Annotated in this window: 15 protein-coding genes; 13 read left to right on the top strand and 2 right to left on the bottom strand. The window is 38.1% G+C overall.

Annotated features, from left to right (window positions below; genetic code table 11):
• Positions 1 to 100 precede the first annotated feature (100 nt).
• Entirely contained in the window at positions 101 to 1,072 is a 972-nt protein-coding gene (locus tag N178_RS13935) for a YpdA family putative bacillithiol disulfide reductase (RefSeq protein WP_034649048.1), read from the top strand.
• Between the two features lie 19 nt (positions 1,073 to 1,091).
• Here N178_RS13935 and N178_RS13930 read toward each other — a convergent pair whose 3' ends face one another.
• The gene (locus N178_RS13930; protein WP_045292922.1) at positions 1,092 to 2,063 is read right to left on the bottom strand and encodes an asparaginase; all 972 of its coding nucleotides are present in this window, start codon (positions 2,061 to 2,063) and stop codon (positions 1,092 to 1,094) included.
• 197 nt (positions 2,064 to 2,260) lie between these two features.
• Here N178_RS13930 and prsW point away from each other — a divergent pair, with 197 nt between their 5' ends.
• From prsW to N178_RS13885, 10 genes are all read left to right on the top strand, one after another.
• Positions 2,261 to 2,911: a glutamic-type intramembrane protease PrsW gene (gene prsW / locus N178_RS13925; RefSeq protein WP_034649053.1), complete on the top strand. Its 651-nt coding sequence runs from the start codon at positions 2,261 to 2,263 to the stop codon at positions 2,909 to 2,911.
• 145 nt (positions 2,912 to 3,056) lie between these two features.
• On the top strand, positions 3,057 to 3,989 hold the full coding sequence (gene sleB / locus N178_RS13920) for a spore cortex-lytic enzyme (RefSeq protein ID WP_045292918.1): 933 nt from the start codon (positions 3,057 to 3,059) through the stop codon (positions 3,987 to 3,989).
• A 17-nt stretch (positions 3,990 to 4,006) separates the two neighbouring features.
• A complete protein-coding gene (ypeB, locus tag N178_RS13915) occupies positions 4,007 to 5,356 on the top strand; it encodes a germination protein YpeB (protein WP_045292916.1) in 1,350 nt (449 codons plus the stop codon).
• Between the two features lie 155 nt (positions 5,357 to 5,511).
• Positions 5,512 to 6,177: a flagellar brake protein gene (locus N178_RS13910; protein WP_045292915.1), complete on the top strand. Its 666-nt coding sequence runs from the start codon at positions 5,512 to 5,514 to the stop codon at positions 6,175 to 6,177.
• A gap of 68 nt (positions 6,178 to 6,245) precedes the next feature.
• Complete coding sequence (locus N178_RS26745; RefSeq protein ID WP_013059030.1) at positions 6,246 to 6,422, top strand: YpfB family protein; 177 nt, start codon at positions 6,246 to 6,248, stop codon at positions 6,420 to 6,422.
• Between the two features lie 162 nt (positions 6,423 to 6,584).
• Positions 6,585 to 7,259, top strand: coding sequence for a (d)CMP kinase (gene cmk / locus N178_RS13905; RefSeq protein WP_045292914.1), 675 nt, complete (start codon positions 6,585 to 6,587; stop codon positions 7,257 to 7,259).
• A complete protein-coding gene (locus tag N178_RS13900; protein ID WP_045292912.1) occupies positions 7,256 to 7,843 on the top strand; it encodes a lysophospholipid acyltransferase family protein in 588 nt (195 codons plus the stop codon). Before cmk ends, N178_RS13900 begins: the two co-directional genes overlap by 4 nt.
• Positions 7,844 to 8,005: 162 nt before the next feature.
• A complete protein-coding gene (rpsA, locus tag N178_RS13895; RefSeq protein ID WP_029714590.1) occupies positions 8,006 to 9,142 on the top strand; it encodes a 30S ribosomal protein S1 in 1,137 nt (378 codons plus the stop codon).
• Between the two features lie 16 nt (positions 9,143 to 9,158).
• A complete protein-coding gene (gene fni, locus N178_RS13890; RefSeq protein WP_045292910.1) occupies positions 9,159 to 10,211 on the top strand; it encodes a type 2 isopentenyl-diphosphate Delta-isomerase in 1,053 nt (350 codons plus the stop codon).
• Between the two features lie 177 nt (positions 10,212 to 10,388).
• Positions 10,389 to 11,603 (top strand): MFS transporter, encoded by a 1,215-nt coding sequence (locus N178_RS13885; protein ID WP_045292909.1) that lies wholly within the window; start codon positions 10,389 to 10,391, stop codon positions 11,601 to 11,603.
• Positions 11,604 to 11,633: 30 nt separating this feature from the next.
• Here the strand turns inward: N178_RS13885 and N178_RS25995 are convergent, their stop codons facing one another.
• The gene (locus tag N178_RS25995) at positions 11,634 to 11,771 is read right to left on the bottom strand and encodes a YpzI family protein (protein WP_013059024.1); all 138 of its coding nucleotides are present in this window, start codon (positions 11,769 to 11,771) and stop codon (positions 11,634 to 11,636) included.
• Between the two features lie 120 nt (positions 11,772 to 11,891).
• Here N178_RS25995 and N178_RS13880 point away from each other — a divergent pair, with 120 nt between their 5' ends.
• Together N178_RS13880 and der are read left to right on the top strand one after the other, a co-directional pair.
• Positions 11,892 to 12,497, top strand: a complete 606-nt coding sequence (locus N178_RS13880; protein ID WP_045292907.1) for a YphA family membrane protein — start codon at positions 11,892 to 11,894, stop codon at positions 12,495 to 12,497.
• Positions 12,498 to 12,794: 297 nt separating this feature from the next.
• Entirely contained in the window at positions 12,795 to 14,105 is a 1,311-nt protein-coding gene (der, locus tag N178_RS13875; RefSeq protein WP_045292905.1) for a ribosome biogenesis GTPase Der, read from the top strand.
• Positions 14,106 to 14,118 lie beyond the last annotated feature (13 nt).

Below are 14,118 nucleotides of genomic sequence, written 5' to 3'. Positions count from 1 at the left end.
TAAATAGAAAAAATCTCCTATCATTAATGAGGAGATTTTTTTGTTTTACACTGCGTTAAAATAAAAAAAAGGTGCGTTTACAACTGAAGGAGTGACAGGCATGAAGAAAGAAAAAGTAATTATTGTTGGCGGAGGACCATGCGGGCTTTCAGCAGCTATTGAGCTTCAACATACAGGTATTGATGCCCTTGTAATTGAAAAAGGGAATATTGTGAATGCAATTTATAACTATCCGACCCACCAAACGTTTTTTAGTTCAAGTGAAAAACTAGAAATTGGGGATGTCCCTTTTATTACCGAAAATCGCAAGCCTGTGCGCAACCAAGCTCTTGCTTACTACCGAGAAGTGGTGAAGCGCAAGCAAGTTCGAATTCAGCCGTTTGAACGTGTCTTGCAAGTAGACAAACAAGCGGAAAACCAAATTATTGTCACAACATCTAAAGAGACATATGAAGCGGAGAATGTCATTATAGCTACGGGCTATTACGATCATCCTAATTATATGAATGTTCCTGGTGAAGATTTATCAAAGGTATTTCATTATTTCAAAGAAGCGCATCCTTACTTTGATAAAGATGTAGTCGTTATAGGCGGAAAAAACTCTAGCGTCGATGCAGCTCTGGAATTGGTGAAGTGTGATGCAAGGGTGACGGTTATTTATCGTGGCTCAGATTACTCCCCGAGCGTAAAACCTTGGATATTGCCTGAATTCGAAGCGCTGGTTCGAAATGGAACGATTGGGATGCATTTTAATGCTCATGTAACAAAGATAACGGATGACACGGTAACATATGAGCAGGAAGGGAAAGAGTCTACAATTAGTAACGATTTCGTTTTTGCCATGACTGGCTATCACCCTGATCACTCGTTTTTAACAAAAATGGGTGTGGAATTAGATGATGAAACAGGCCGCCCTTCTTTTAACGAAGAGACGATGGAAACAAACGTGGAAGGAATTTATATCGCTGGTGTGATTGCTGCAGGAAATAATGCTAATGAGATTTTTATTGAAAATGGACGTTTTCATGGGAAATCAATCGCTTCTCATATTCTCAACAAAAACAACGCATAGGCTTCTATGCGTTGTTTTACTAATGATTAAACAGCTGCTGCAATTCATCGTGATTCTTTGTTACTTGGAGAGCAACTAACAGCTTAATGCGTGCTTTAGGACCATTTAAGCCATTTGAAAAAATAACGCCCATCTCTTTTAACTGCTTGCCACCGCCTTCATATCCATATACATCTTGAGCAATTCCATTAAAACAGCGAGAAACGAGCACGATGGGTATCTTTCGCTTCAAAAGCAACTGAATCCCCGGAAGTGTAAGGGGAGGTAGATTTCCTTGACCGAGAGCTTCAATTACAAGTCCATCAACATTCATTGAAGCCACTGCTTGAAATAAATGGTCATCCATTCCTGCATAAGCTTTTAATAAAGTGATTTGTTTATCTATCTGATTAACAGGATAAAATTCATGTTCTGTAGGCATGTGGTGAAAAGATACGCCGCGTTTTGTGATTAATCCTATTGGCCCGTACTGAGGGCTTTGAAATGTCGCCACGTTGCTTGTGTGGGTCTTGGTCACATTCTCAGCGGTATGAATTTCATCGTTCATCACAACTAAGACACCTTTTCCTTTTGCACCGTCACTAATAGCCACCCGAACCGCGGATATAAAATTATAAGGACCGTCTGAACCAATTTCATTGCTTGATCTCATGGCTCCAGTTAAGACAATTGGAATATCTGTATGCACTGTTAAATCTAAAAAATAAGCGGTTTCTTCCAGCGTGTCCGTGCCGTGGGTTAACACGACTGCATCAATTTTGCCTTCATCAATTTTATCGCGTATTTTTTTTGAAAGTATAAGCATTTCCTTAGGAGTAATGTGAGGAGAAGGCAGATGAAATGCTTCTTCTACGATTACATTGGCCATACCTGAAACAGATGATGTTGAGCGGTGAAGCGGGTTTTGAATATCTGGTGTTACCGATCCAGTTGCCATGTCTTCTTTCATAGAAATTGTGCCGCCGGTGTGAAGAATATAAACAGTTTTCATAGAGAGCTCCTTTCAATTTTTCATATAAGTATGATACATTTTTTGGTATACTTGTTTAAGGTCTTTGTTAGGCTTTGTAAATCGACAGCAAGTTATGTGAGCATTTACATATAAAGATAAGGACATTATAGACGGAGATTATCATCATAAAGATAACATGTTACTATTAAAAAAATAGAGGAGATGAGGCGCTATTTATGTTGGCGATTGTATCTGCAGGCATTGCGCCAGGATTGGCATTGTTAAGTTTTTTTTATTTGAAAGATGAATATGAAACTGAGCCTATTTCAATGGTATTAAAAACATTTATTTTTGGAGCAATGCTTGTTTTGCCAATTATGTTTATACAATATGTATTTGGTGAAGAGCACGTTTTTCAATCACCTTTTCTTGAAGCATTTTTCACGACAAGCTTTTTAGAAGAATTTTTCAAATGGTTCATTTTATATTTCACGATTTATCAGCACGTGGAATTTGATGAGCATTATGATGGAATTGTTTACGGGGCAGCTGTTTCATTAGGTTTTGCTACCGTTGAAAATATTTTATATTTATTTGCAAATGGTTTAGAATCAGCGTTAGGAAGAGCCTTTTTACCCGTATCTAGTCATGCTTTATTCGGTGTCATTATGGGATATTATTTAGGGAAAGCAAAGTTTTCTGAAGGAAAGGAAAAAACGAAGTGGACGCTGTACTCCGTATTTGTGCCGCTCATTTTACATGGAACGTATGATTATATTTTAAAAACAATGGATCATTGGGTATTTATTATTATTCCATTTATGATTTATTTATGGTGGCTGGCGTTAAGAAAAGTAAAAAAGGCCAAACAGCCATCGATTGTCTAGGCTCAGCTTGTAAATCTTTTTTGAGAGATTTACGAGCTGAGTTTTTTCATTTCGGTAAATTTTGCGCATCTTGTATAAAAAAACAACCTTTACAAAAAATACTCCTATCATCTTATCAGTTACATACGATGTAGGAGGTTTTGTCATGTTATCATTTCGATGTTTTAAAAAGTATGCATGTCTCATATGCATATGTTCATTTATTGCAGCGTCCGTTGTGAGCCCAAAGGCCGCTCACGCGTTTTCAAATCAAGTCATTCAACACGGAGCAGTTGGAGATGACGTTATTGAGCTGCAGTCGAGACTTCAGTATTTAGGTTATTATAACGGGAAAATTGACGGTGTATTTGGATGGAGCACATACTGGGCACTGCGCAATTTTCAATATGAATTTGGCATTAAAAAGATTGACGGTTTAGCAGGCTGGCAAACAAAGATTAAATTAGCCAACGCAACAAAATATCACGAAAGCTATGTGAAAAATCAAATTAGAAAAGGAAATAAGTTTACGCATTATGGCGGTAAGCCTCTTGATCAGCAGTCTAAAGGAAGCAGTAGCAGTGGAAAAAGCAGCGGGAACAATGGTCAGCAAAAAGCACAAAGCGGATCTTCTCAAGCAAAAAAACCTGCCAGTCAGCCGCAGCGTAATACGTCTAACGGAAGTTCTGAACAACAGAAAGAAAAAGCACAAAAGCCAACAGCGGTGAATGTACCGAGCGGGTTTTCACAAAATGATATTCAGCTCATGGCAAATGCCGTACATGGTGAAGCACGGGGTGAACCATATAATGGTCAAGTAGCCGTAGCAGCCGTTATTTTAAACCGAGTTAACAGTCCGGCATTTCCAAACACAGTTGCTGGAGTTATTTTTGAACCGCGTGCATTTACTGCCGTAGCAGATGGGCAAATTTGGCTTGAACCCAACCCAACATCTAAAAAAGCGGTTATGGATGCTATTAACGGATGGGATCCTACTGGGAATGCTATCTATTACTTTAATCCGGATACAGCAACAAGCGCGTGGATTTGGTCACGTCCTCAAATTAAGCAAATCGGGAAACACATTTTCTGTCGATAAAGAGAGGTGAAGGAAACATGATTCGAACAATTTTAATTGTATTATTAGCTATTGGTGTTGTAGGTGTAGGGTATTGGGGGTACAGCGAACATCAAGAAAAAGATGCTGTGCTGCTTCAAGCGGAGAATACGTATCAACGAGCATTTCATGATTTGTCATATCAGCTAGATTTATTAAATGATAAAATCGGTGGCACGCTCGCCATGAGTTCGAGAGATCAGCTTTCGCCCGCGCTTGCAGAAGTATGGCGTTTAACTTCTGAAGCTCATAACAATGTAGGGCAGCTGCCTTTATCGCTTTTGCCGTTCAATAAAACAGAAGAGTTTCTTTCAGATGTTGGGGACTTTACGTACAAAGTGGCGGTAAGGGATCTAAGCAAATCACCCTTAACAGATAAAGAGTATAAAACGTTAAATTCGCTTTATGATCAGTCAGGCGAAATTCAAAATGAAATGCGCCAAGTACAGCATCTAGTCATTGATAATAATTTGCGCTGGATGGATGTTGAGCTAGCCCTAGCTACAAAAGAAAAACAAGGGGACAATACGATTATTGACGGATTAAAAACCGTTGAAAAAAGTATGGATTCTTTTGCCGAAACAGATTTGGGCGTTATGAATGCAACGAATGAACAGGAAAAAAATGCTTTTCATCAATTAAAAGGCAGAGAAGTTAGTGAAGATGTTGCAAAACAAGTGGCGCGTTCGTTTTTGAATTTAAAAGGAAATGAACAAATTCATATTGTAAAGAGCGGAAAAGATGCCGATTATGAGGTGTACAGCTTAACCATTACAGATCCAAAGACTAAACAAGAAACGTATATGGATATTACACAAAAAGGCGGATATCCGCTTTGGGTGCTCGAAGATCGAGATATTAAAAAACAAAATATTAGTCTAAACGATGCAATGAACAAAGCGAATAAGTTTTTAAAAGATCATCGTTTTGAAAGCCTAGTGATGGCTGAAAGCGCTCAATATGATAACATGGGAGTCTTTACATTCGTAGAGCAGACGGAAAGTGGAGTTCGGATTTATCCGGATTCAGTTAAAATGAAAATGTCTTTAGAAGATGGATCTGTGATTGGTTTCTCAGCTAAAGACTTCTTATTAAAACATCGTACAAGAGATATTCCACAACCTGAAATTTCGAAAGAACAGGCAAAAACCAAGCTGAACTCGAATGTAAAAGTGATGGAAGACCGCTTGGCAATTATTACGAATGATTTAAACGAAGAAGTGCTATGCTATGAGTTTTTAGGGACAATAAAAAATGATACGTATCGTATTTTTATCAATGCCGATACGGGATTTGAAGAAAAAGTCGAAAAACTGCAAAACTCAGAACCTTTATATAATGAACTATAAAGCTGAGAAACCGGTGTCTATAGACACCGGTTTTTTTTGTGTTTTATAAGATTTTTTGAGTCTAAATAACTAATTTTTATTTACAAAATAAATATATTTAACTATGTTTAAATAGAGGGAAAAAGTGTATATAGTGGAACTGAAGGGGAGAGAAGATGATAAGAGCGGGAATGAGGTTGACGTTAGAGAGCGGGCACAGAGAGCCTACATTGCAACAAACGTATCGATGTAAGGTAGTTGAGTTTACGGAAGACGTGATTTATATTAGCTATCCGCTAAATGAAGAAACGCAGCGAAGTGCTTTTTTACTAAAAGGTACAAAATTACTGGCTACGTTTATTGGATATGATCAAAATGTATACACCTTTCCAACTGAAGTAACAGGGCGTGAAATAAAAAGCATGCCTGTTGTGAAGCTCTTTTACCCGGGTGATAAAAAGTTAAAATCCATCCAAAGAAGAAATTTTTTCCGTGTGCCGCTTACAGTGAAGGCGGTGATAGAAAGTGAACAAGAACAGCAGGACGTAATGGAAATCATGACTAAAAACATTAGTGCAGGTGGAATAGCCGGCTCCTTCCATCACTCGCTGCTTTTTAATGAAAAAGATTCCGTTGTTGTACGATTAAGTCTTCCTAATCGTGAGGGAGCTTTGCAGCATCTTAAATTAAAAGGGGAAGTTGTACGAATTACCGCCCCGACTTCTTGTAAAGTAGGTCAGGTATCTATTAAATTTATGGATATGGAAAAACAAACGAAAGAAATGATGATTCGTTATACCTTAAAGCGTCAGCTCGACCTAAGGAGAAAAGGTCTTCTTTAACGTATAAAAAAAACTTCTCTTTCCTAAACTGTAAGCAAAGGTATTACTTCTTACAAAAGGAGAAAAAGATGAATCGAATAGAACGAATTTTAATTAAATTAGTGGTTATTCAATTTGTGTTTTTAATAATTGCCCAATGTATTTTACTATCTAGCAGTCACAGTACATATTTTTCAAAGGTTATTCAGTATGAGGGAGTTAGCAAAAATAATTTTAATAAAATTATTGAAACATTCGACCAGTAGTCGGACGTATGGTAAAATAACTAGGAAAGAAACATGCAGTGAACACCAGGCAGGAGAAGACCCCCTGCTCTTTTTTTCGTTTATAAACGTTTTATATAAAATGGCTCATTGTATAAAAGATGAAAGTGGTTTGTTCCTGTTTTGAAATTAAGGGAGGCACTTATGGAAAAACAAATTTCAATCGCGATTGACGGTCCTGCAGCTGCTGGGAAAAGTACAGTGGCAAAGATTATAGCAGAAACCTTATCATATATTTATGTTGATACAGGAGCGATGTATCGTGCTCTAACGTATCAAGCGCAGAAAAACCAGATAGATTTACAAAATGAAGAAGAGCTATTGCATTTGCTTAACGAAACAGTAATCGATTTAAAACCGTCTGAATCTGGACAGGTAGTCATCTTAAATGGACAGAATGTTACAAGTGAAATTCGTTCCGCAGAAGTAACTAACTCTGTATCCATCGTAGCGAAACATCGTGCAGTTCGTGAAGAGATGGTAACGAGACAGCAGGGTCTTGCTAAAGATGGAGGCGTTGTAATGGATGGACGTGATATCGGCACACACGTGCTTCCTCAGGCAGAAGTTAAAATCTTTTTATTAGCGTCTGTGGATGAAAGAGCACAGCGACGCCATGACGAAAACATAAAAAAAGGTTTTGAATCAAATTTAGAGCGTTTAAAAGAAGAAATTGCCCGCAGAGACAAGCTGGATTCTGAGCGTGAAGTAGCACCTCTTAAAAAAGCTGAAGATGCAATTGAAATCGATACAACTTCCTTATCGATTGAAGGAGTTGTAGAAAAAATACTTTCTATTACAAAAGAAAGGATTGGATGATTTTGAGCTTTTATATGTTTGCACGTGGCATTGTAAAAGGTATTTTAACACCAGTTTATCGTTATGAAGTAATCGGTGCAGAAAATATCCCTTCAGATGGCGGAGTTTTGCTTTGTTCAAATCATATTGACAACTTAGATCCGCCTACTGTAGGTGTGACATGTCCAAGGCCTATTTCGTTTATGGCAAAAGCAGAGCTGTTTAAAGCACCTTTTCTGAAGACGGTTCTGCCAAAGTTAGAAACATTCCCTGTAAAGCGGGGGATGGCAGATCGTGAAGCTTTGCGCCAAGGGTTAAAGATTTTAAAAGAAGGAAAAGTGCTTGGATTATTTCCAGAAGGCACAAGAAGCAAAGATGGGAAATTAGGAAAAGGGATGGCTGGAGTAGGCTTTTTTGCCTTGCGTTCAAAAGCAGCTGTTGTTCCTTGTGCTGTTATTGGTCCATATAAGCGTTTTGCAAGGTTAAAAGTAGTGTACGGACCCCAAATTCAGATGGATGAACTTCGTGAACGAAAGGCATCAGCCGAAGAAGTAACCGAAGTTATTATGAAAAGCATTGGTGAATTAATTGAAAAATATCAATAGTTTGTAACCTTATGACTTGACAAAAGATTCTATTTATTAGAAGTTAGTAACAAAGAGAGTTTTTTCTATACAGAGCTATATACAATAATGATGAGCTAAAAGAGTGAAGAACTCTTACAAGGGAATACATATTGTAGATGGATATTGGAGGAGGAAAAGACGATGACAGAAGATATGAATCAAGTAGAGGTAACGTCATTAGAAGTAGGAGAAACAGTAAAAGGTACTATTACAAAAGTAGAAGAAAAGCAAGTGTATGTAGATGTACCTAACAGCAAACTAGACGGTATTATTCCAATTAGTGAATTAGCGAGCTTACATATTGAAAAAGCAGGCGATGTAATCCAAGAAGGTGCCGAAGTCGAAGCGAAAGTAATTAAAGTGGAAGACGATTTGCTTGTGTTATCTAAACGGGCTGTAGATGCTGAAAAAGCATGGGACGGTTTAGAAGCAAAACTTTCTTCAGGTGAAGTGTTTGAAGCGGTAGTCAAAGAAATTGTCAAAGGCGGATTAGTAGTAGATATTGGTGTAAGAGGGTTCATTCCAGCTTCTCTTGTTGAAACTCATTTCGTGGATGATTTTGCAGAATATCAAGATCAAACTCTTACAGTCAAAGTAGTGGAATTAGATAAAGAAAAAAATCGCGTGATCCTTTCGCATCGTGCAGTTGTAGAAGAAGAGCTTGTACAACAAAAAGAAAATGTTCTTGAGTCATTAAAAGAAGGTCAGGTTTTAGAAGGAACCGTTCAGCGCTTAACAGACTTTGGTGCGTTTGTAGATGTAGGCGGAGTAGATGGGTTAGTGCATATTTCTCAGCTTTCACATACGCGTGTAGAAAAACCTTCAGACGTAGTAGCTGAGGGAGATACTGTGAAAGTCAAAGTATTATCTGTTGACAAATCAACGGGGCGTGTTTCATTATCTATTAAAGATACGTTAGAAGGTCCATGGTCCAACATTTCTACGAAGCTTCGCCAAGGTGATGTAGTAGATGGAACTGTTAAAAGACTTGTATCTTTTGGAGCTTTTGTGGAAGTTCTACCTGGAGTAGAAGGACTTGTACACATTTCTCAAATTTCACATAAGCATATCGGGACACCGCATGAAGTGCTTTCTGAAGGCGAAAAAGTGACGGTAAAAGTACTTGATGTGAATGAACAAGAACGACGCGTTTCGTTAAGCATTCGTGACCTTGAGGAAGAAGAGCAAGAGGATTACGGTGACTATGAATTACAAGAAGAGTCAAAAGGCTTCCAATTAGGTGATATGATTGGAGATCAATTAAAAAAATTAAGATAAGTAATGGTGATGATTTGTGAGCAGAGCAAAACGTAAAATTGATCACATTCATCATGCGATTCAAACGGGACAGCATCGGCTGCACGGGCTAGATGATATTCGCTTCGTTCATAATAGCTTACCAAATACAGGCGTGCACGATGTTCATATTGATACAAAAATTGGCGAACTTTTGTTAAGTTCGCCAATTTTTATAAATGCTATGACGGGCGGAGGCGGACAAGAAACGGAACGGATTAACCGTTCGTTTGCTCAAATTGCTCATCATGGTCAATTAGCAATGGCCGTTGGATCGCAGATGGCTGCGATTAAAGATGAAAAGGAAGAACAATCATACAGAGTAGTGCGTCAAGAAAACCCTAACGGAATTATTTTTGCCAACCTAGGCAGTGAAGCGACAGTTGAACAAGCTAAAAAAGCGGTTGATATGCTTGAAGCAAATGGACTTCAAATTCATTTAAATGTTATACAAGAACTGGTCATGCCAGAGGGAGATCGTGATTTTACCGATGCATTACGTCGTATTGAACGAATTGTCCGAGAAGTAACCGTTCCTGTAATTGTCAAAGAAGTAGGTTTTGGGATGAGCGCTCAAGCAGTGCAAAAACTTAAAGATGTTGGTGTTAAAATCGTTGATATTGGTGGATACGGTGGTACCAATTTTTCGAAAATCGAAAATGAAAGACGAGCAAAACATTTTCACTTCTTTAATGACTGGGGAATTTCAACAGCAGCTTCTTTAGCAGAAGTATCTCAGCACGTAGAAGGTATATCCATTATTGGTTCAGGAGGTATTCAAACCTCTATGGATGTTGCTAAGTCTATTGCGTTAGGAGCTTCTGCAACGGGAATGGCAGGATATTTTTTATCCATTTTAATGAAGTCTGGTTTAGAAGCAGTTATAGAAGAGATAGCCGAGCTGCATGAGGAGTTAACGTTCATCATGGCTGCGTTAGGAGCAACTTCTATTGCTAAGCTTCAGCAAATGCCTCTAGTTATTACAGGGGATACCCATAGCTGGCTGACTCAGCGAAATGTATCTATAGAAACATTTAATAACAGATCATAAAAAAGCATGCAGCTGACTGCGTGCTTTTTTATTTTTTTTAGAAAATAAATGATCGCGTTTTCATTTAAAAAATCAAAAAATGTTGGCAGAAGACATGACAAAAAGCATGAAATCCCAAACGTTGGCCCCTTATAATGAGTTAAATAGACAGAAAAACCAGAAAAAAGAGGTGGCGTAATGAAAAAGGGGCATCCTATATTTACAATTTTTCTTTTCTTTTTAGGCTGGGTTTTTATGTATGCAGATCGTAATATCTTATCTCCGATTATGGGAGATATCGGTGCGCAGTGGGATCTTAATAAAGCGGAACTTGGGCTAATGTCTACCGTGTTTTTTGCAGCGTATGCAGCTATGCAGATTCCAACGGGTTTTTTGGCAGACCGATTTGGTCGCGTTAAGATTTTAGTAGCTGGATACATCTTGTTTGGAGTTGCCACATTCTTTACAGGACTTACAACTACTTTCGGTATGTTCTTGCTCATGCGGGCGCTGACAGGACTTGGAGAAGGAACGTATTATGGTTCACAATACGGAATTTCTTCAAGCATCACGTCCGAACGATACCGAGGTCTAGTATCTGCGCTCATCAATAGTGGAATGGCGTTTGGTATATCACTTGGTTTTATCGGTTCTACATACATTACATATACGTTAGAAAAAGACTGGCAGTTTACTTTTTACTTATTTGCTATTCCGACGATAGTAATAGCTATTTTAATAGCTTTCTTTGTAAAAGATAAGCAAAGGGATCAAGAAAGAAATTCGCCAAGTAAAGAAATAAAGCAGTCGCTAAAAGTATTATTTACAAGAAATCATATTTTCGTATACATTTTAATCTTCTGCTCTCTTTACGGATTTTTTGGGATGCTGACGTGGCTTCCTTATTATTTGCAGCACTCGCGAGGCTTAGAAGGGTCTCAAACAGGCATTATAGCATCTTTAGTACCTTGGGCGTCTATACCAGGAGCAATCTTCTTTGGTTATATATCGGATCGAATTGCAAATAAAAAAGCATTAATTGTCAGTTTGTCAGTAGCGGGCGCTTTATGTCAATTTTTTATTCCCTATACACAGAGTTATTCTTGGCTATTAATCGGCTTAATTGTGTACGGTCTGATAGGGAAATTAGCATTAGATCCTATTTTGATTTCGTATATGGCGGATATTACTCCATCGTCCATGTACTCTAAAGTGTACGGTTTTTTCAACTTCAGCGGCATGCTGTCATCGATCTTTGCACCTTACATTACCGGATATTTTGCAGATAAACTTGGAAGTATGGAATTTGGATTTTATTTGTCAGGAGCACTATTGTTAGTGGGAGGACTTCTCTTTTTGTTTACAGGACAGAAAGAACGTTCTTATCCTGTTTCACATCCAGTTTTAAAATGAAAAATGCGCTGACTTAGTCAGCGCATTTTTTTATTTATGTTCATTTAACTCGCGCGCTTCTTCAGGACTTTGCAAGCTAGTTGCTCCCGGATAGTGAAGTCCTTGATCACGGTCAGATTCAACTCGTTTTGATTCCTTTAATTTTTTCTCTTGACGATCTTTTCCCATTTTAGATTCCCTCCTTTTTTCTGATAGGTTGTCCAAAATAACCGGTTCTATTCTAAAACTCCGATTAAGTTTTCCAAAATTGATACATACTGATGACAGATAGGGGAGGTGCCATATTCAGTGGACGGAATTTTCTTTTATTGGCTTTCGTGGATGGGATGGATTGTTGCGACTTTTCTTATGCCTAAAACAGCTAGGCGTTGGAAGGTAGCAGCCATTATATTAATCAGTATACTCCTAAGCGGAATGAACATGCATATGATTCAGTTTTCATGTAGCTACACCGCTTTGTTTTTAGTGGGAGTAGCGTGTGTTTATGCTTCAGGCTACAGCAGATTTCAGCAGTTATATTATGTTATTGTATGCGGCATTATAATAATTGCCTATGCTAGTTTTTGTTTACTTGAGCTCTATGATCCTGTCTGGATTTTTATTGATCGTAAGTGGATTTTGACTGGACTTATCTTATATATTTGCTTTATGGTGATTAAAGATGCCGAAAAAAGGTTCGCAGCGATCATTTTAGGTGTAGTTGGAGGAGATTTTTTATACGCAGTTGTCATTCGGGATATCGCATCTTATGAAGTAGGGTCTCTTCGTACACTCGACGTTTTAGCAACAGCAGTAGGAGCGATGTTTATCTGGGAGATGCTGGTTTATTTCTCTGCTTATTTAGATTTGTACGTGCTGAAGTCTCACAGGCAAAAGCAAAGTACTTACAAATAGAAGAAGAGATTTCGTAAAATTATATTGTTGTTACCGGTGATTTTTGATAAAATTGTTTGATTGAAAGAGTAATGCTTATTCAGCGGGTAGGCAGTTAATCAGTTCAGTGTAAGAAAGAGCTGATAAAAATCCTGCTTTATCGCTTATGATCGATTAGTAGAGGTCATGCCACGCTGCATGGCCTCGATTTTTGAAAAAAGAATGATCTTATTTATTTGTACATGTAGATAAATACCTTTAGTCGATTAAAGACTGGTTGCCGATACATAAAAAAGATCAAGGAAAGGGAAGAATCGTATGCCAAAACCAATTATTGCGATTGTTGGTCGTCCCAACGTAGGAAAATCAACAATTTTCAACCGAATTGTAGGAGAGCGAGTATCTATTGTAGAAGATATTCCGGGTGTAACTCGTGATCGTATCTATAGTTCAGGTGAGTGGCTAAATATGGACTTTAACATTATTGATACTGGTGGTATTGATATTGGAGATGAGCCATTTTTAGAACAGATCAAACAGCAGGCAGAAATTGCAATTGATGAAGCGGACGTAATCATTTTTCTAGTGAATGGACGCGATGGAATTACTGCAGCTGATGAAGAAGTGGCGAAAATTTTATACAAATCCAAAAAGCCCGTCGTCCTAGCCGTTAATAAAGTAGATAATCCTGACATGAGAGAATTAATCTATGATTTTTACGCACTAGGATATGGAGAACCGTTCCCAATCTCAGGAACGCATGGTTTAGGTTTAGGTGACCTGCTAGACGAGGCAGCTAAGCACTTTCCAAAAGAAAAAGACGAAGATTACGGAGAAGACGTCATTAAATTTTCATTGATTGGTCGTCCTAACGTAGGGAAATCTTCATTAGTTAATGCTCTTCTAGGTGAAGACCGTGTTATTGTCAGTGATCTCGCCGGTACGACACGCGATGCTATTGATACGAAGTTTACAAAAGAAGATCAAGAATATGTTGTTATTGACACAGCTGGAATGAGAAAGCGTGGAAAAGTGTACGAGAGTACTGAAAAATACAGCGTACTTCGCGCATTAAAGGCAATTGAACGCTCAGACGTTGTCTTAATTGTATTAAATGCTGAAGAGGGTATTATTGAACAAGATAAGAAGATTGCTGGCTATGCACAAGAAGCTGGAAAAGCTGTTGTAATCGTTGTGAACAAATGGGATACAGTAGAAAAAGATGAAAAAACAATGAAAAAATTTGAAGAAAATATACGCGAGCATTTTCAGTTCTTAACATATGCTCCAATTGTATTCCTTTCAGCTAAAACGAAAAAACGTACGCATACGCTATTGCCAATGATTGATCTTGCAAGCGAAAGCCATGCGGTACGTGTAGAAACAAGCATCTTAAATGATGTAATTATGGATGCAGTAGCAATGAACCCTACGCCTACTCACAACGGCAACCGCTTAAAAATCTATTACACAACTCAAGTAGCAATCAAGCCGCCAACTTTTGTTGTGTTTGTAAATGATCCTGAGCTAATGCATTTTTCATATAAACGTTTCTTAGAAAATAAGCTTCGTGAAGCTTTTGGATTCGAAGGAACTCCAATTAAAATTATTGCAAGACCAAGAAAATAACAGAGGATGTGAT

Origin of the sequence: Priestia aryabhattai B8W22 (genome assembly GCF_000956595.1) — a bacterium.
Lineage (GTDB): Bacteria > Bacillota > Bacilli > Bacillales > Bacillaceae_H > Priestia > Priestia aryabhattai.
This window is presented reverse-complemented; position numbering and strand designations above follow the sequence as displayed.